The sequence below is a fragment of the Bradyrhizobium sp. SZCCHNS1050 genome (assembly GCF_032484785.1).
In the GTDB taxonomy this organism is placed as follows: domain Bacteria; phylum Pseudomonadota; class Alphaproteobacteria; order Rhizobiales; family Xanthobacteraceae; genus Bradyrhizobium.
In genome coordinates, this window is the sequence record NZ_JAUETR010000001.1 from 3,829,146 (window position 1) to 3,847,174 (window position 18,029).

At 65.9% G+C, this 18,029-nt stretch carries 18 protein-coding genes; 6 read left to right on the forward strand and 12 right to left on the reverse strand.

The window, feature by feature from the left end; translation table 11 throughout:
- Nucleotides 1–53: 53 nt before the first annotated feature.
- The 7 genes from QX094_RS17265 to QX094_RS17295 all read right to left on the reverse strand — a co-directional run bounded on the left by QX094_RS17265 (nt 54) and on the right by QX094_RS17295 (nt 7,503).
- Complete coding sequence (locus QX094_RS17265) at nt 54–902, reverse strand: MaoC family dehydratase N-terminal domain-containing protein (RefSeq protein WP_315713986.1); 849 nt, start codon at nt 900–902, stop codon at nt 54–56.
- 2 nt (nt 903–904) lie between these two features.
- Nucleotides 905–2,017 carry a CaiB/BaiF CoA-transferase family protein gene (locus QX094_RS17270; RefSeq protein ID WP_316185841.1) on the reverse strand — a complete coding sequence of 371 codons (1,113 nt, stop codon included), beginning with the start codon at nt 2,015–2,017 and terminating at the stop codon, nt 905–907.
- 9 nt (nt 2,018–2,026) lie between these two features.
- Complete coding sequence (locus tag QX094_RS17275) at nt 2,027–3,193, reverse strand: acyl-CoA dehydrogenase family protein (RefSeq protein WP_316165728.1); 1,167 nt, start codon at nt 3,191–3,193, stop codon at nt 2,027–2,029.
- 162 nt (nt 3,194–3,355) lie between these two features.
- Nucleotides 3,356–3,937, reverse strand: coding sequence for a thiamine pyrophosphate-dependent enzyme (locus tag QX094_RS17280; protein ID WP_315826067.1), 582 nt, complete (start codon nt 3,935–3,937; stop codon nt 3,356–3,358).
- Nucleotides 3,937–4,476 carry a thiamine pyrophosphate-binding protein gene (locus QX094_RS17285; protein WP_315752662.1) on the reverse strand — a complete coding sequence of 180 codons (540 nt, stop codon included), beginning with the start codon at nt 4,474–4,476 and terminating at the stop codon, nt 3,937–3,939. The genes QX094_RS17280 and QX094_RS17285 overlap by 1 nt, the downstream gene beginning before the upstream one ends.
- A 276-nt stretch (nt 4,477–4,752) precedes the next feature.
- The gene (locus QX094_RS17290; RefSeq protein WP_315713991.1) at nt 4,753–6,024 is read right to left on the reverse strand and encodes a cytochrome P450; all 1,272 of its coding nucleotides are present in this window, start codon (nt 6,022–6,024) and stop codon (nt 4,753–4,755) included.
- A 183-nt stretch (nt 6,025–6,207) separates the two neighbouring features.
- A complete protein-coding gene (locus tag QX094_RS17295) occupies nt 6,208–7,503 on the reverse strand; it encodes a cytochrome P450 (RefSeq protein ID WP_315752664.1) in 1,296 nt (431 codons plus the stop codon).
- Nucleotides 7,504–7,721: 218 nt separating this feature from the next.
- On the opposite strand from QX094_RS17295, the gene QX094_RS17300 reads away from it, so the two are divergent.
- The 3 genes from QX094_RS17300 (at nt 7,722) to QX094_RS17310 (ending at nt 11,355) form a co-directional block, all read left to right on the forward strand.
- Entirely contained in the window at nt 7,722–8,894 is a 1,173-nt protein-coding gene (locus QX094_RS17300) for an isovaleryl-CoA dehydrogenase (protein ID WP_315713993.1), read from the forward strand.
- Nucleotides 8,895–9,101: 207 nt separating this feature from the next.
- Nucleotides 9,102–10,235 carry a DUF898 family protein gene (locus QX094_RS17305; RefSeq protein ID WP_315714374.1) on the forward strand — a complete coding sequence of 378 codons (1,134 nt, stop codon included), beginning with the start codon at nt 9,102–9,104 and terminating at the stop codon, nt 10,233–10,235.
- A complete protein-coding gene (locus QX094_RS17310) occupies nt 10,210–11,355 on the forward strand; it encodes a M48 family metallopeptidase (RefSeq protein ID WP_316165727.1) in 1,146 nt (381 codons plus the stop codon). The genes QX094_RS17305 and QX094_RS17310 overlap by 26 nt, the downstream gene beginning before the upstream one ends.
- A 266-nt stretch (nt 11,356–11,621) precedes the next feature.
- Here QX094_RS17310 and QX094_RS17315 read toward each other — a convergent pair whose 3' ends face one another.
- Nucleotides 11,622–12,464 (reverse strand): DUF2927 domain-containing protein, encoded by an 843-nt coding sequence (locus QX094_RS17315; RefSeq protein WP_409998669.1) that lies wholly within the window; start codon nt 12,462–12,464, stop codon nt 11,622–11,624.
- Between the two features lie 21 nt (nt 12,465–12,485).
- A complete protein-coding gene (locus tag QX094_RS17320; RefSeq protein ID WP_315826071.1) occupies nt 12,486–13,058 on the reverse strand; it encodes a L,D-transpeptidase in 573 nt (190 codons plus the stop codon).
- 278 nt (nt 13,059–13,336) lie between these two features.
- On the opposite strand from QX094_RS17320, the gene QX094_RS17325 reads away from it, so the two are divergent.
- Together QX094_RS17325 and QX094_RS17330 are read left to right on the forward strand one after the other, a co-directional pair.
- Nucleotides 13,337–14,884: an acetolactate synthase large subunit gene (locus tag QX094_RS17325; protein ID WP_315826072.1), complete on the forward strand. Its 1,548-nt coding sequence runs from the start codon at nt 13,337–13,339 to the stop codon at nt 14,882–14,884.
- A gap of 138 nt (nt 14,885–15,022) precedes the next feature.
- On the forward strand, nt 15,023–15,538 hold the full coding sequence (locus QX094_RS17330; RefSeq protein ID WP_315713998.1) for a hypothetical protein: 516 nt from the start codon (nt 15,023–15,025) through the stop codon (nt 15,536–15,538).
- A 119-nt stretch (nt 15,539–15,657) separates the two neighbouring features.
- On the opposite strand, the gene QX094_RS17335 is transcribed toward QX094_RS17330, so the two are convergent.
- Nucleotides 15,658–15,858 carry a hypothetical protein gene (locus QX094_RS17335; protein ID WP_315734232.1) on the reverse strand — a complete coding sequence of 67 codons (201 nt, stop codon included), beginning with the start codon at nt 15,856–15,858 and terminating at the stop codon, nt 15,658–15,660.
- Nucleotides 15,859–16,125: 267 nt separating this feature from the next.
- Between QX094_RS17335 and QX094_RS17340 the strand changes: the two genes are divergently transcribed.
- Nucleotides 16,126–16,404 carry a hypothetical protein gene (locus QX094_RS17340; RefSeq protein WP_316188057.1) on the forward strand — a complete coding sequence of 93 codons (279 nt, stop codon included), beginning with the start codon at nt 16,126–16,128 and terminating at the stop codon, nt 16,402–16,404.
- A 75-nt stretch (nt 16,405–16,479) separates the two neighbouring features.
- Here QX094_RS17340 and QX094_RS17345 read toward each other — a convergent pair whose 3' ends face one another.
- Nucleotides 16,480–17,562: a nickel/cobalt efflux transporter gene (locus QX094_RS17345; RefSeq protein WP_316188058.1), complete on the reverse strand. Its 1,083-nt coding sequence runs from the start codon at nt 17,560–17,562 to the stop codon at nt 16,480–16,482.
- A 7-nt stretch (nt 17,563–17,569) separates the two neighbouring features.
- Nucleotides 17,570–17,848 carry a metal/formaldehyde-sensitive transcriptional repressor gene (locus tag QX094_RS17350; protein WP_315714001.1) on the reverse strand — a complete coding sequence of 93 codons (279 nt, stop codon included), beginning with the start codon at nt 17,846–17,848 and terminating at the stop codon, nt 17,570–17,572.
- Nucleotides 17,849–18,029 lie beyond the last annotated feature (181 nt).

An 18,029-nucleotide genomic window follows, 5' to 3' on the forward strand; every position in this document is an offset into this window, starting at 1 on the left:
AATGGCTTCGCCATTCTGTCGCGACGCACCGCCCCGGAACGACAGAGTCTACGTCACCAACTCGCGGTGCCCTTCATCGTCGGCTGTCGCTCGGCGTTGGCGGTCCACAGCTCCAGGCCGCCATCCTTGTCATTCGCATTCACCGAGAACGCGCTGCCCTCGAACAAGGGCTGCACGCCGCGATAGGCGAACTTGGCCGGCGGTTTGCCCTTAAGTCTGGCGGCGAACTCGACCAGCAGCGCGGCCTGCAAAGGTCCGTGGAAGATCAGGCCCGGATAGCCTTCGACCCTGGTGACGTAGTCGCGGTCGTAATGGATGCGATGGCCGTTGAAGGTCAGGGCGGAATAGCGAAACAACAGCACGGCATCGGAGACGCGCGTCTCGCTGTGCTGCGCGACCGGCGGAGGCGGCGGCGCCTTCGCCGGCGCAGCCTGGGCGCCACCCATGTCGCGATAGACGATGTCCTGGCGCTCGCGGATCGCGACCCCGCGCGACGTCGATACGACATGTTCCACCGACACGAAGCAGAGCTGGCCGGTCGAGCCGCTCTTCAGCGCGACGTCGGTGATGGTCGACACGCGCGTCGCGACATCGCCGACGCGCAAGGGATCGATGAACTGCACCTCGCCGCCCGCCCACATGCGGCGCGGCAAGGGTACCGGCGGCAGGAAGCCGCCGCGGGTCGGATGGCCGTCGGGGCCGAGCTGATCGTGTGGAAACACCGGCTGGCCCAAACACCAGTGCACGGTGTAGGGCGCGATGTCGCCGGTTGTCGGTTCGCCGATCTCCTGGAACAGCGTCGCGCGCAGCCCCTTGGTGAGCTGCGGGGTGACGAGGTCGGTGGCCTCGGCGCTGCGGCCGACCCATTGCCGGAGGTGATCGAGATCGAGCGTGTCCGTCATGATCATCCCTTTCGCTGATGCGGCGAGGCCGCCTCGCCGATCGCGGGCACGGCGCCGTAACACCTGTCGTCGCCGACCACGATCGCCGCCGGCGCGGGATAGCTGACGACGCCGTTCGGCGTGTTCACCTCGATCCGCCGCAGATGCGGATGAACCGCGAGGTCGGCCATGCTGTTGACCTCGGCAAAGGCGATGTCGGCGCTCGCGAGCTTGCCCAGCAGCTCATCGCGCGACAGCGCCGCGAAGCGCTCCGCGACGATGCCGTCGGTCAGCGCACGGTTGCGCACGCGCTCGACCATGTTGGCGAAGCGCGGATCGTCCGGCAATGTGGGCTGGTCCAGCACCTTGGCGCACAGCGTCTTCCACTCGCGCTCGCTCTGGATCGAGATCAGGATGTCCTTGCCGTCCTTCGAGGTGAACACGCCATAGGGTGCGATCGAGGGATGGGCGAGGCCGATGCGCTTCGGCGCATTGCCGGCTTCCGCGTTGAGCAGCGGCACGGTGAGCCAGTCGGCCATCACGTCGAACATCGAGATCCTGATGTCGGCGCCTTCGCCAGTGCGGCCGCGCCTGATCAGCGCCTCCAGGATCGCGGCATGCGCCGTCGCGCCGGTCGCTACGTCGACGATCGACATGCCGACGCGGGAGGGGCCGTCCGGCCCGCCGGTGATCGAGGCCAGCCCGCTCTCGGCCTGAATCAACAGGTCATAGGCCTTGCGATCGGCGTAGGGACCCGTATCGCCATAGCCGGTGATGGTGCAGCAGATCAGCTTCGGATAGTCCTTGCGCAGCCGCTCGCGGGCAAAGCCCATTCTGTCCATCGAGCCGGGCTTCAGGTTCTGCAGCAGCACGTCGGCGCCGGCGATCAGCTTCTCCAGCTCGGCGCGACCTTCCGCTTTTGAAAGGTCGACGACGACGGAATCCTTGCCGCGGTTGAGCCACACGAAATAGCTGCTCTGACCCTTGGCGGCGGCGTCGTAGCCGCGGGCGAAATCGCCCTCGGGCCGCTCGATCTTGATCACGTGAGCGCCGGCATCGGCGAGACGCGACGAGCAGAACGGCGCGGCCACCGCCTGCTCGACGGCGACGACAATGATCCCTTCAAGCGGCAGCATGGCCCGACCTCAATACGAGCGCGGCATGCCGAGCACGTGCTCGGCGACGTAGGAGAGAATGAGGTTGGTCGAGATCGGCGCCACCTGATACAGCCGCGTCTCGCGGAATTTGCGCTCCACGTCGTATTCCTCGGCGAAGCCGAAGCCGCCATGGGTCTGGATGCAGGCATTGGCCGCCTCGAACGACGCATCGGCCGCGAGCATCTTGGCCATATTGGCCTCGGCGCCGCAGTCGAGCCCGGCCTCGTATTTGCGCGTGGCCTCCTTGACCATCAGCTCGGCCGCGCGCATCGACGCATAGGCCTTGGCGATCGGGAACTGGACGCCTTGATTCTGGCCGATCGGCCGGCCGAACACGACGCGCTCCTTGGCATAGGTGGTGGCTTTCGCGATGAACCATTTGGCGTCGCCGACGCATTCGGCCGCGATCAGGATGCGCTCGGCATTCATGCCGGAAAGGATGTAGCGGAAGCCCTTGCCTTCCTCGCCGATCAGGTTCTCCGCGGGCACGCGCATGTCGGTGAAGAACACTTCCGTCGTGGCGTGGTTCATCATCGTCCGGATCGGGCGGATGGTGAGCCCGGCCTTCTTGGCCTCGCGCATGTCGACGATGAAGACGGAGAGACCATCGGTGCGCTTCTGCGCCTGTTCTTTCGGCGTGGTGCGCGCGAGCAGGATCATCAGGTCGGAATGCTCCGCGCGGCTGGTCCAGATCTTCTGGCCGTTGACGACATAGCTGTCGCCGTCGCGCTTCGCGACCGTCTTCAGCGACGTCGTGTCGGTGCCCGAAGTGGGTTCGGTGACGCCGAAAGCCTGCAGCCGCAACTCGCCGCTGGCGACCTTCGGCAGCCACTTCGCCTTCTGCTCGGCGGAGCCGTGGCGCAGCACCGTGCCCATCGTGTACATCTGGGCGTGACAGCCGCCGCCATTGCAGCCGGCACGCTGGATCTCCTCGAGGATCGCCGCAGCCGCCGACAGCTTCAATCCTGCGCCGCCATATTCCTCGGGAATCAGCACGGAGAGATAGCCCGCCTCGGTCAGCGCATCGACGAAGGCCGAGGGATAGGCCATCTCGCGATCGAGCTTGCGCCAATATTCACCAGGGAACTGCGCGCACAGCTTGGCCACCGCGTCGCGGATATCGGCGTAATCGTCGTGCTGATGCTGGTCTGTCATCTGTTGCTCCGCCGGCCGCCGTGACGCGGCCTGGGCTCTCTCCCTGGACTTGTTTCCTGATAGCCTATGACCAAGCGGGTCACGCTTGGCAAGCTTGGAATGCCAGCGTTGCAGCCGAGCAGCCTTGCCGGAGCGACAGAGCAGGCCGCCTGCGGCGACGTTCTAGCTGACGGGAAATCCGAGATGACCGCGGAAACGGTTTTTGAGGAAGACACCGTCGCGTGCGGGCAGCGCGCGGTCAACGTGATCGGTCGAGATCGCGACGCGGGCGAAGTGCGGCCCGGAGAACGCGTGCAGCTTCGGCCGGAAGGCGTCGAGCGCGGCGCTGTCCTCGAGCGTGCTGACGGAGGGAAAGCCGGCTCCGGTCGCGATCAGCTCGAGATTTGCGCCGAGCCCGGAATGGCTCATCTGCATGCCGGTCTCGCCGAAATGGGCGTTGTCGAGCACGACGATCGAGAGATTCTTGGGCTTCTTCGCGGCTGCAGTCGCGAGGCTGCCGAGCCCCATCAGTTGTTCGCCGTCGCCGGTGATGACGACGACCGGGCGCGATGGCTGTGCCAGGGCGAGACCCAGGCCGATCATGGCCGCGCCGCCCATCGCGCCCCACAGATAGAAGTTGGCGTCGTGATCACCCGCGGCGAACACGTCGTAGGACGATGAGCCGAGGCCGCTGACGACCAGCAGGTCGCCACGGTCCTGCAGCAGCGCCTTGACGGCGGTGCGGCGGTCGAGCGGTGCTCCCATCACTTCGCCTCCGTCCACTTCTTGGCGCCGATCATGCGCTGGGAGATCAGCACCGCGATCGGCTGATCGCTGTCGAACGCGAGCCTCGCTGCAGCGGCCGCCATCTCGCCGGCGTCTTCGGGACGTTCCAGCCGGAACACCGTGACGCCCATGATCTCGAAGGCCGCCTGCGTCGCCTTGCCCATCGGCACCTGCCACGGATTGAACTCGGCCCACTCGCCGCGCATCGTCACGAAGGCGAGGAACGGGAAGCGGCAGCTCTGAAGCAACGACAGCATGTTGACGCAATTGCCGACGCCGCTCGACTGCATCAGCAGCACTGCGCGCTGCCCGCCGAGCCAGGCGCCGGCGGAGAGCGCGACACCTTCCTCTTCGGTGGTCAGGACCGTGGTGGCGATCGCGGGATCGTCATGGGCGAGGCCGATCAGGCGGGAATGGCCGGCGTCGGGGACGTAGCAGAGCTGACGGACGTCGGCCGCCTTCAGCGCCTCGTAGATGGCGAGCGGCCAGTCGGTGGTGGGCGTGTCGGAAGCGGCCATGGCGTCCTGAGGTTCATGAGCACCGATGGTGCTGCGGATGATTTAGCCAGAAACAACCGTCGAAGCCCATTGAATCTCGTTCAACCCGCCATGCTGGATTCTCATAGGCAGCCTAGGGCCTCGTGGTTCGGCTGGGGAGGCCTCATGGTTCGAGACGCCGCTGCGCGGCTCCACACCCTCATGGTGAGGAGCGCCGCTCGCGGCGCGTCTCGAACCATGAGGCCCCATGCGGCCGACCACGCGATCGTCATGTGGAGTGGCGGGAGTAACAGGAACTCACCCCGGGATCCGCACCGGCAGCGATTCATAGCCTCGGACGAAGCTGGAATAGACCCGCTTCGGCTCGCCCACGACCTCGATGCGGTCGAAGCGCTTGAGGATCTCTTGCCAGACGATGCGCAGCTGCAACTCGGCGAGTCGCATGCCGACGCAGCGGTGGATGCCGAAGCCGAATGAGAGATGAATGCGCGGCCGCTTGCGGTCGATGATGAAGGCGTCGGGGTTCTCGATCACCTCCCCGTCGCGGTTGCCCGAGACGTACCACATCACGACGCGGTCCCCCTTCTTGATCGTCTTCCCGCCGAGCTCGGTATCGACCAGCGCGGTGCGGCGCATGTGGGCGAGCGGCGTCTGCCAGCGGATCACCTCGGGCACCATGGTCTCGATCAGCGCCGGATTGTCGCGCAGCTTCTGATACTCGGCCGGGTTCTCGTTCAGCGCCAGCACCGATGCCGTCATCGTATTGCGGGTGGTGTCGTTGCCGCCGACGATGAGCAGGATCAGGTTGCCCATCAGATTGTCCGGCGTCATGTGCCGCGTCGCCTCGCTGTGCGCCATCATCGAGATCAGGTCGCGGCCGGGCTCGGCCTGACGCGCCTTCCACATCCGGCCGAAGGTCTCGGCGCATTCGCCGAGCTCGCGGCGGCGCTCCTCCTCCGACGAAACGATGCCGCTCTTGGGCAGTGCGGTCGAGACATCCGACCAGCGCGTCAGCTTGCGGCGCTCCTCGAACGGGAAGTCGAACAGGGTCGCCAGCATCTGCGTCGTCAGCTCGATCGAGACCTTCTCGACCCAGTTGAAGGTCTCGTTGCGCGGCAGCGAATCCAGCACCTTGGCCGAGCGCTGCCGGATCAGCACCGCCATCTCGTCCAGATGGTCCGGCGTGAACATCGGCTGCACGGTCTTGCGCTGCTCGCCATGGCGGGGCTCGTCCATCGCGATGAAGCTCGGCCACTCATAGCCCGGCGGCACGTCGCGGATCATGATTCCGCCATTGCTGACGTCCGACGAGAAGACCGCGTGGTTGGTATCGACATGCATGATGTCGTGATAGCGCGTCACCGACCAATAGGGCTCGATCGGCGCCTTGGTGCAGTAGTGCACGGGCGCCTCCTTACGCAGCCGCTCGAACCACGGCCAGATCGTGTCGTTCTGGAACAGCCGGGGCGCGCCGGGATGGAAGTCCTCGATCGGCGTCGAGTAGGCCTCGAGGCGCGCGTCGCGCAGCAGATCGGCCTTATCGGAGCGAAGCGCGGCCTGGACGGTCATGGGGTGGTCCTTTTCTTGCTGCTGTTTCTTGCTGCCGTACCGATCGTACTCACGTCATCCTCCGCAAAGGCGGACGATCCAGTACGTCGAGACGTCAATCATATTGCAATATCGTTCTCCGGAATACGGGATGCCCCGCCTGCGCGGGGCATGACGGCAAAGTTGATCTGCATCGCAATCAGTTCACACTGCAATCCGTACCGGCAACGTCTCGTATCCCTTCACGAAGCTCGAATAGACCCGCTTCGGCTCGTCCATCACGTCGATATGATCGAATCGTTTCAGGATCTCCTCCCAGATGATCTTGAGTTGCAGTTCGGCCAATCGCAAGCCGACGCAGCGGTGGATGCCGAAGCCAAATGACAGATGCTGGCGCGGCCTGACACGGTCGATGATGAAGTCGTAGGGACGCTCGATGGCGGCCTCGTCGCGGTTGCCCGAGACGTACCACATCACGACCTTGTCGCCTTTCTTGATCTGCTTGCCGCGGAACTCGATGTCTTCCAGCGCGGTGCGGCGCATGTGGGCGAGCGGGGTCTGCCAGCGGATGACCTCGGGGACGAAGCTGTCGATCAGCGCGGGGTTGTCCTTGAGCTTGCGGTACTGATCAGGGTTCTGACTGAGCGCATAGATGCTGCCGGACATGGTATTGCGCGTGGTGTCGTTGCCGCCGACGATCAGGAGCACGAGATTGCCGAGGAAGTTCTTCGGGTCCATGTTCCGGGTCGCCTCGCTGTGGGCCATCATCGACAGCAGGTCGCTCTTCGGCGGCTGGTTGACGCGCTCCTGCCAGAGCCGGGCGAAATAGCGCGCACAGTCCATCAGTTCGGCCTGCCGTTCGTCCTCGGTCGCGACAAGCCCATCGGGGCCGGGGATCGTGGTCGCGATATCCGACCAGCGCGTCAGCTTGCGGCGGTCTTCCCAGGGGAAGTCGAACAGCACCGCCAGCATCTGCGTGGTCAGCTCGATCGAGACGCGATCGACCCAGTCGAACACCTCGCCGACAGGCAGATTGTCCAGGCATTCGGCGGAGCGCTTGCGGATGTTGATCGCGAGCTCGTCGAGATGTGTCGGCGTGAACATCGGTGCCACGGTCTTGCGCTGCGCGGCATGGCGCGGCGGATCCATCGCGATGAAGCTCTCGCGGCGCAGGTCAGGATCGACGTCGCGAATGGTGATGCCGCCGAGCGCGGACGCCGAGGAGAACACCGCGTGATTGGTCTCGATCTCCATGATGTCGTCGTAGCGGGTGATCGACCAGTAGGGGCCGAACATCGACTCCTTGCAGTAGTGCACCGGATCCTCGCGGCGCAGCCGGTCGAAATAGGGCCAGTGCGTGTCGGTACGGAACAACTCCGGATGACCGGGGTCGAATTCGGCGAGCGGCAACGATGCGGCGCGGCGGGCGGCCGCGTCGTCGACGCGCTCGCCTGCTGCGGCGTGTCGCTGTGCCTCGGCCGTCGTGGTGGTCCCGTGCATGGACGTCTCCCTGATGGCCGGATTTGAGCTGTCCGGCGATGTTGGGTGCGATTACATCCTGCCCGGGAGCGCGGGGCAAGCGCGGAGTGGGGCCGCCGGGCCGGTCTTGCGTCGCAACGCTGGTATTTGTCCGGACGTCGGGCGTGACAAGCGCCACGTCACGGAATATGGCTTTGAGCGATTGTTGCAAAGCAGAAGACTAGCAGGAGGCCGCCCCCATGATCGCCAACGCGCAGCGCATGTTCAATTTCGATCTCGGCGAGACCGCAGACGCGATTCGCGAGACGGTGGCGAGCTTTTCGCAAGAGCAGATCGCGCCGCGCGCTGCCGAGATCGACCGCTCCAACCAGTTTCCGCGCGATCTCTGGCCCAGGATCGGCGAGCTCGGCCTGCACGGCATCACGGTGGAGGAAGAGTATGGCGGTGCCGGCCTCGGCTATCTCGAGCACTGCATCGCCATGGAAGAGATCTCGCGCGCCTCGGCCTCGGTGGGCCTGTCCTACGGCGCCCACTCCAACCTCTGCGTCAACCAGATCCGCCGCAACGGCAACGAGGCGCAGAAGCGCAAATATCTGCCGAAGCTGATCTCGGGCGAGCATGTCGGCTCGCTGGCGATGTCCGAGCCGCAGGCCGGCTCCGACGTGGTGTCGATGAAGACCCGCGCCGACAAGAAGGGAGACCGCTTCGTCCTCAACGGCAACAAGATGTGGATCACCAATGGTCCGATCGCCGAGACGCTGGTGGTCTATGCCAAGACCGATCCGCAAGGAGGCCCGCGCGGCATCACCGCGTTCATCATCGAGAAGGGCATGAAGGGCTTCTCGACCGCGCAGAAGCTCGACAAGCTCGGCATGCGCGGCTCCGACACCTGCGAGCTCGTGTTCGAGGATTGCGAGGTACCGGAGGAGAACGTGCTGGGGCAGGTCGGCCGCGGCGTCAACGTGCTGATGAGTGGCCTCGATTACGAGCGCGCGGTGCTCGCGGCAGGTCCGCTCGGCATCATGCAGGCCTGCATGGACGCGGTGCTACCCTACGTGCACGAGCGCAAGCAGTTCGGCCAGCCGATCGGCACCTTCCAGCTCGTGCAGGGCAAGGTTGCCGACATGTACACGACGATGAATGCCGCGCGCGCCTATGTCTATGCCGTGGCCAAGGCCTGCGATCGGGGCGAGACGACGCGTGAGGACGCCGCCGGCGCGATTTTGTTCGCCGCCGAAAAGGCGACGCAATGTGCGCTCGATGCGATCCAGCTGCTCGGCGGCAACGGCTATATCAACGACTATGCGACCGGGCGGCTGCTGCGCGACGCCAAGCTCTACGAGATCGGCGCCGGCACCAGCGAGATCCGCCGCATGCTGATCGGGCGGGAATTGTTCGAGAAGACGTCTTGAGGCGCAGACCAAGCGGTTGGCGTATGCGGGACATGCGTTCGCCAACCGGCCGGATGCAGATATTTTAGTCATCCTCGTCGAGGCCGGTGTTTTTTTCCGGCCGACTTGCGTAGAAAATACGTCGAACCTCGAAGTCGTCCCGGCGACGAACCATCGAGGTATATTGTAGATCTTTTGCGGGTGTCGGAGGCTTGAGCCGTGAACCAGATGAGCTACGTTCCGGAGCAGCCGCCGCCGCTTCCGCCTCTCACCGCCACCTTCTCAGGTGCGCGTGGCGAGTTCTTCCGGCTGGTCAGCCGCGGGGCGGCCATCGAACTGATCACGCTGGGCTTCTACCGGTTCTGGCTCGCGACCGACATCCGCCGTCATCTCTGGGTCAACACGGCCGTCGACGGTGATGCCGCCGAATATACCGGCCGCGGCAAGGAGCTCCTGATTGGCTTCCTGTTCGCGATGGCGATCCTGGTCCCGATCTACCTTGCCTACTTCCTCGTCGGCGTCGAGGCCGAGCGCTTCAAGGCCTTCGCCAGCGTGCCGCTGGTGATCGCCTTCTACGCCTTCGGCCAGTTCGCGATCTTCCGCGCGCGCCGCTACCGCCTGACGCGCACGGTCTGGCGCGGCATCCGATTCTGGATGACCGGCTCGGGCTGGGCCTATGCCGGGCGCGCCATGCTGTGGACCTTGTTGACGGTGGTCACGCTGGGGCTGGCCTGGCCGTGGCGCGCCGCCGCGCTCGAGCGCTACAAGATGCGGCATTCGCACTATGGCGATCTCAGCGGCGACTTCGAGGGACGCGGCTGGGAGTTCTTCAAGCGCGCCTGGTATCTGTGGGTCATCGCGCCGTTTGCGCTGCTGCTGTTTCCGTTGTTTCCGTTCGTCTATGCGCAGTTCAAAGCGATCGAGTGGCGCTGGTGGCTGTCGGGCATCCGCTTCGGCGGCGTGCGTCTGGAATCGGACCTGCCCGGCAACGCGTTCTATGGTCTGTATTGGAAGGTGATCGGCTGGTGGTTTCTGCTGTCGGTCGCCTCCGGCGCCTATTTCAGTGGCGTCGCCGCGCTGATGATCAAACTGCTGGGGCCGGGAAGCGACGGCCTGCCTCAGGTGCAGGCGCTGTCTGACAACATACCGATGCTGGTGCTGGTCGGATTGGGCTACGTCGCCTGGATCCTGGCGCTCAACGTCGTGATGCGGCTCTATCTGGTGCGCGACATGTGGGCGACCGTGCTGCAGTCGGTTCAAGTGCATGGCATCGAGGCCATGGCCAATGTCGCCGCCAAGGGCGATCTGGCCAGCGCGCTCGGCGAAGGATTTGCCGATGGACTCGACGTCGCCGGATTCTGATTCCGGGCCGGCGGGCGCTGCTGCGCCGGCCGCCGCCACGCCGGTCGAGCCTGCCGCTCCGCTCGGCGGCCCTGCGGTCTATTTCGACGGCCTGTCCAACCGGCGGCAGGTGGTCACGATCGGCTTTGCCAATCAGCTCGTGATGCGCAGCGCCGACAATTTCGTCTCCTGGCCCTATGCCGACATCCGCCGCGTCGATGGGCCGAGCGGCACGCTGCGCGTGAGCTGCCTGTCGGCGTCGCCGCTGGCGCGGCTGGAGATCCGCGACGCAGCGCTGTCGGCTGAGCTGATCGCGCGCTGCAGCCACATCGACCAGAATAGGATGACCCGCGGCGCCATCACGCGCATCGTCGGCTGGTCGCTGGCCGCCGCCGCCTCGATCGTCGCCGTCGTGCTGGTGGTGATTCCGTTCGCCTCCGACCGGCTGACGCCCCTGGTGCCGCCGACCATGGAGCGGCATCTCGGCGAGGCCGCCGTGGTGCAGATCCAGACCGTGTTCGGCGACAAGCTCTGCAGCGAGGCGGCGGGGCAGGCCGCGTTCGCCAAGCTAGTCACGGCGCTGCGCCGCCCCGCCGGCCTCGACGACAGCATCGCGTCGCAGGTGCTGGACACGCCGATCCCCAACGCCTTCGCGCTGCCGGGCGGGCGATTCTTCCTGTTCAGGGGGCTGCTCGACAAGGCCAATGACCCCGACGAGGTCGCCGGCGTGCTGGCGCACGAGCTCGGCCACCTCAAGCATCGCGACAACCTGCGGCAGATGATCCACAATGGCGGCAGCTCGTTCCTGATCGGCCTGCTGTTCGGCGACGTCACCGGCGCGGGCGCGGCGATCTTCGCCTCGCGGGCCATGATCAACGCGTCCTATTCGCGCGAGGCGGAGGCGGCCGCGGACGGCTTCGCGATCGAGGTGATGCACAAGCTCGGACGGCCGACGCGCCCGATGGGCGAATTGCTGTTCCGCATCACCGGCAAGGAGGACGGCAAGCGCCCGTCGCTGTGGGCCAGCCATCCGCTCAGCGAGGACCGTCTCGCCCGCATGCGCGCCGAGGACCGGCCGCCGAGCGGCCCGCCGCTGCTCAGTGCGGAGGAGTGGCGGGCGCTGAAGGGGATTTGTCGCTAGGCATTGGGACGCGTTTGGCGTTGGGCGACGGCTGCGCTTGGCGTCGATTTGTGCCGACAGCGTTGCCATACATTCGGTGTCGTCCCTGCGAACGCAGGGACCCATAACCACCGAACCTTGTTGTTGGAAGCGGGCGTCGCTCAGCTTGCCACTTGCAGAGGCCGCGGCGTATGGGTCCCTGCGTTCGCAGGGACGACAGCGGAGGCTGAGGCGGCGTCCGGGCTCTCAATGAGGCGATCACAAGCGCGTTCGGATCAACCGACCGCTCACTCCGCCAGATTGTTGGTCTTCCTCACCCAGGCCCGCACATCGGCCAGCACGTCCGGCAGCACCGCCTTGACGTCGGCGAGCGTCATGCCGGCCTTGACGCGCGGGTCGTACAGCAGGTTGAGGATGTACTGGTCGTAGACGTCGAAATAGCCCATCGAGACGTTGTCGTTGAACATCGTCCAGGGCACGCTCGAAGTGTCGTTGATCGGCCCGAGCGACTGCAGCAGCTCCTCATAGGCGCAATCGAGGAAGACGAAATCGCCGTTGTCGACGGTCAGGATGACGTCGGAGCGCTCGATCTCGAACGCCTCGTTCTTGCGGAAGCCGGACAGGCATTGCGGATCCAGCGAGGTCTTGATCTCGCGCGCGCGCTCGCTGCCATAGGCCTGGCTGATGGTGTGGTAGAGGTCGCGGTCGCGCACCAGCTTGACGCGGACATTGGCATCGCCGTCGGTCTCGGTCATCGCAATGTCGAGGTTGCGGATGCGGGCGGCGATATCTTTGACGACCTTGGCGAGCTGCGCCTTGCGGTCGGCGCGGCGGCCGTCGGCAAACACCCGCACCGGCGCGCTGTATTTCCGGATGCGGTCAACCCGGCCCGCCAGGTGATACTCGGCGCCGAAGGCGGTCTTGAAGAAGCCGTCGGTGATCTCGGCGTCGGTGAAGCTCTTCTTCTCGATGCGCTGGCGGGCGGCGATCGCCGGAATTTCGGCGGCCGACGCCGGCAGCGGGACCACCACGGTCACGAGCGCAGCCAGCGCGGCAGCCACCGCGCTCCGCAGGGGACGCCCGGAGCACCGGTGCTGCCGGCGAGGATGCGCGCTGTGACATTGCCTCATCGTCGTGGTCGCGTGCGGCTCTCAGTTCTTGACGATCACGGTGGTGCCGACCGAGACGCGGTCGTAGAGGTCGGCGACGTCGTCATTGGTCATGCGGAAGCAGCCCGACGATACCGCCTGGCCGATCGTCTCGGGCTCGTTCGAGCCGTGGATGCGGTACAGCGTGGAGCCGAGATACATCGCGCGGGCGCCGAGCGGGTTCTCGATGCCGCCGGCCATGTGGCGCGGCAGGTCGGGCCGGCGCCGCAGCATCTGCGACGGCGGGGTCCAGGCCGGCCATTCCTTCTTCGCGGTGATGCGGTGCACGCCGCTCCAGCGGAACCCGTCACGGCCGACGCCGATGCCGTAGCGCAACGCCTGGCCGCCGGGCAGGACCAGATAGAGCCGGCGCTCGCTGGTGTTCACGATGATGGTGCCCGGCGCATACTGGCTCTGGAACATCACGGTCTGGCGCGGAATCGGGCTCACGCCGCTCTGGTAGAAGTTCGGCCCGCCGCCGAAGAGGTCCCTGGTGTCGAACATTTCCGCCCGCGCCATCCCGGCGCTTGCCACCGAGGCGACCACAGCAATTCCCAAAGCCAAACAGCGCTTCATTTCCATCCCCTGGCAAACATCAAATTCCGTTCGCAGACAGGCCACAAACGGTTGCACTTCGCAACCCACGGCGGCGTGAGGCCGGTATGTGGCGACGGTCCGTGACCCAATTCCCACGGAAAATCGCGCGCGTCTTGGACCAACATCCTGTTAGCCAAGCCCGCGCATGAGCACCGCGGCGATGGCAGCAATGCGGCCAGCCCCTTTGACGCCGCGGGCGAACAATGATTGATCTGCCCAGCATTGCAAATGGCGCGCGGAATCAGCAGGAGAATAGGATGAACGGTGCGGAAAGCCTGGTGCGGACCCTGGTCGCGGGGGGCGTTGACGTCTGCTTTACCAATCCGGGCACCTCCGAGATGCACTTCGTCGCCGCGCTCGACCGTGTCGAGGGCATGCGCTGCGTGCTCGGCCTGTTCGAAGGCGTGGTGACCGGCGCCGCCGATGGCTATTTCCGCATGAAGGGCACGCCGGCCTCGACGCTTCTCCATCTCGGCCCCGGCCTCGCCAACGGCCTTGCCAATTTGCACAACGCCAAGAAGGCCCGCTCGGGCATCGTCAACATCGTCGGCCAGCACGCCACCTACCACATCGGCTTCAACGCGCCGCTGACCTCGGACATTGAGGGCCTGGCGCGGCCGATGTCGGACTGGGTGCGGACCTCGCCGAGCGCCAAGGCCGTGGCCGCCGACGGCGCCGCCGCGATCGCCGCCGCCAAGAGCGCGCCGCCCCAGATCGCGACCCTGATCCTGCCCGCCGACACCGCCTGGAACGAGGCCGACGGCATCGCCCAGGTTCCCGCCGAGACGCAGCGCCCGAGCTATTCGGCTGAGGCGGTCGAGAAGGCGGCGAAGATCCTGCATGCCCACGGCCCCGAGACCCTGGTGCTGATGACGGCGGGCGCGCTGACCGAGCAGGCGCTGACCTTCGCCCAGCAGATTGCCGGCAAGACCGGCTGCCGCGTGATGGGGCAGACCTATCACCCGCGCATGGCGCGCGGCGCCGGCCGCTTCTCGATCGACCGCATCCCTTACGTGATCGAGCAGGCGCTGCCGATCCTGAAGAACTACAAGCATATCGTGCTGGTCGAGGCCAACGACCCCGTCGCCTTCTTCGCCTATCCGAACAAGCCGAGCATGCTCAAGGCCGAGGGCACCGAGGTGCACCGCATGACCGCCTGGGGCGAGAACTCGGCCGCGGCGCTCGAGGCGCTGGCCGGCCATCTCGGCGCCAAGCCGGCCGACGTGAAGCCGCAGCCGCTCGCCGAGCTGATCAAGCCCACCGGCGCGCTGAACCACACCACCATCGCCCAGGCGATCGCCTATGCGATCCCGGAGAACGCGATCGTCGTCGACGAGTCCATCACCACGGGCCGCGGCTTCTTCCCGCCGACGGCGGCCGCCAAGCCGCATGACTGGCTGCAGAACATGGGCGGCTCGATCGGCTTCTCGACCCCGGTCGCGACTGGCGCGGCGGTGGCCTGCCCGGATCGCAAGGTGATGTGCCTCGTGGGCGACGGCAGCGCGATGTACACGATCCAGTCGCTGTGGACCCAGGCGCGCGAGAACCTCAACGTCGTCACGGTGGTGTTCGCCAACAGGATCTACCAGATCCTGCGCGGCGAGTTCGACGGCGTCGGCGCCGGCGAGCCGGGCCAGCGCGCCCAGGACATGCTCAAGATCGACCGTCCGACGCTCGACTTCGTCGCCATGGCGAAGGGCATGGGCGTCCCCGGCCGCGCCGTCACCTCGGCCGACGAGTTCAATGCCGCGCTGGCCGAGGCGAACGCCGAATATGGTCCGCGCCTGATCGAAGTGCAGATGTAGGTTCCTCCGCCCGCAACCCGGCGGCCGTAAATCGGCCGCCGGTTGATGGCAGCGTCATCGCCGCATTTATGTGGTTGGCGACTCAGCACGATCGCGTGTTGATGGTGACGTCTCCACCGTTTGTTTTGTTTGGGCGGCATGCACAGCGAATTGAACCGGCTGATCTCCGCGTTGCAGGAGTTCTATGCGCGCGAGCGCTTCATCCTCGACCGTGATCTCGGCGAGCGCGCCTTGACGCATCGGCTGGCGGTGCATCTCGAACGCAACTTCCTGGGGTGGGACGTCGATTGCGATTACAACCGGCTCGGCGACCGCGCCATGCTGCTGCCGCGTGGCACCATCGTCTCGACCGACGACGAGCTGGGAAAATCGGTCTACCCGGACATCGTCGTCCACAAGCGCGCCGTGCCCGACAATCTGCTGGCGATCGAGGTCCGCAAGGCCGGCAACCACCAGCCGCTGGCGCATGACCGCCACAAGCTGATGGCGCTGACCGATCCGCATCTGTGGTTCGCCTATTGGATCGGCGTGCTGGTGATTCTCGACCGCCGCAGCGTGATCACGCCGGAGGTCTATGTCGGCGCCCGGATCGATCCGGTCTTGTCGGCCTGGTTCGCGGGGCGATTGCAGCAGATGGGACTCGCCGCCGGCTGAGACATCTCGCAGAAGAGGTGCGCGATCGCCGGTCGACGCGAATGAACAAGGGCCGCCCCTGAGAGGAGCGGCCCGATCTCGTCGCGCATGTGGAGCCTGCGGACAGGCGCTCCCACGCCTTACTTCGACATGGCGTCGCCGGACGACTTCTTCGCCGACTTCTTCTTCGTCTTGCTCATCTTCATGTCGTCGCCCCCGCCCATGGCGTCGCCGCTCTTGGCCGACTGGCCGGTGGTCGTCATCGGCTTCTCGGTGGACTGGGCAAGAGCGGCCGACGAGACGAACGCGAGGGCGGCGGTAGCGATGATCAGTTTACGCATGCGGAAAACCTCCGTGGGTTGGAAACGCGCCGGACCATAGGCGAATTCGACCAGCGGCGTTCTGACGCAGGAATCAGGAAAACGTGAGAGTTCCGCCCCGCAAAAGCCGACTTGCACCGGCGGCACGGGCAGCGGCGAGGGCATTCTGTGACGATTGTGCCGGACGCAGGGAGCCCATGCGCGGGTGAGCGAGGCCAATTTGGCCCAGTGCATCGACGCAGCAGCCTCCAACTGCGGCTGCGAGCTTCGGGCTCTCATCGCGATGCGGTGGGCTCGCGGCGTCATGGGAATGAATGTCATGCCAATCGGCCTCAGCGCGGTGCCGAGATCCTGGCGGAGGTCGCTCGAGCCCACGACCAGGACCTCGGCATTCTCGCCAAGCTCGGGCGCTGCCTGGAAGCTGCGCGCGACATCGATGATCTCATCGACGCCGCTACGGAGAGCCAGGAGGGCCGCTGTCAGAGCCGGATCTCTGCGCGGGCGGCGGGACTGTCGGAGCGCGAGGCGATCGATCGGCGGCGGTTCGATCTGCCGATGAGAGGCTAGTCCGGCCGCCATTCACGGACGAATTCGCCCATGAATCCTCTGTGGCGCCGCATCGGCTTAGGTCGCGCTTTCGCCTCAAGTCATCAGTTGGTGCAGTCCCAGCCAACCCGTATAGGTCCCGACCAGTACGATCAGAGCAGCCGAGAGATAGGGCGCCTGGTGCGCGAGGCGGCTGAAGCCGGACCAGTGGCGCTCGACATGCCGAAGGCTGAGTGCGGCCAGAACGCCGACGGACACCATGGTGATGGCCAGGCCGATGCCGAAGCAGAGCACCAGGATGAAGCCCAGGCTGAACTGCTTCAGTTGAAGGCACAACAGCAGGACCGTGATGGCGGCGGGGCAAGGGATCAGACCGCCGCTCAGTCCGAAGAGGACGATCTGTGCGGTCGTGACCGTACGGCCGGCGAAGCGCCGTCGAATGTCGTCGGCGTGGGCGCGCGCATGGGCATCGTCCTCGTCGCCGAGGTCCATGTGATCGTGGGTGTGCTCCTCGAACAGGATCTCGACGGAGGCGCCAGCAAGCGTGATGCGTGCCTTGAACGCGTGCGGCTCGGGGATCTCCTCGATGCTCTCCAAGGCGTCGCCGCTGGCCCGGAAACTGAACTGCTGCTCGTGGCCGTCTCCACGAACGGTCGTGACGTGGAGCGTATCGGCGGGTGGGAGTGCGCCGGTCTCGTTCCGGATCCGCCAACGCGGCGGCACGCCATCTTCGAAGATCTCCACCGACAGCGCGTGGCCGGCAAGCGCGACCGATCGCAGCGCGTCGTGATGGTGATGATGGTCATGGTCATGGTCATGGTCATGGTGTCCACTCTGGTCCCGCCAGGTGCGCCAGACCATCCAGGCCGCGATGCCGATGATGACGACGGCCGAGATCAGTTGCAGAAGGGCTTCGCTGCGCTCGCCCGAAAGCTCCTGACCGAAGTGAAGACCGGCGAGTGCGATCACCCATACGATCGCGGTGTGGGAGATGGTCGCCGAGAGGCCGAGCAGCACGGCCTGCAGGACGGTGCCGCGGATTGCGACGATGAAGGCGGCCATCATGGTCTTGGAATGACCGGGCTCCAGGCCATGCAGCGCACCCAGGGCAATCGCGCTGGGTACGAACAGCCACGCATGCGCGCTGCCTTGCTGGAGCAGTTGCGACAGATCGGTCATGCCAGTCTCACTTCAGATAGGTCCGGACCACTTCGATCAGGTCGGCGGCGCCCTTGGCCTTGTCGGGATCGCTTTCGTGGGCGGGGTCCACGACATGGTGCCGGATGTGATCTTCCAGCAGCTCGGTGGTCAGGCCTCCGATTGCGCCCCTGACCGACGCGACGAGCATGAGCACGTCGGCGCAGCCCAGCTCCGCTTCGAGCGCGCGCTCCACCGCATCGATCTGGCCCTTGATGCGCCGGACCCGCGCGAGGAGCTTGGACTTGTGTTTGATGGTGTGCGACATCGCTATAATATAGGGGGGTACCCTATATAGGTCAACTTCGCATGTCGACCACAGACGTCGAATGCGACGCTCGCGGCGTATCCGCTTGCCGATCGGCCCCCGGCAGCCCCGTCGTACCGGTCAATGCACGAAACCGACGAGCGCCGCGGATCCCCCGTTCGGATTGACGACTGCCAGGCGG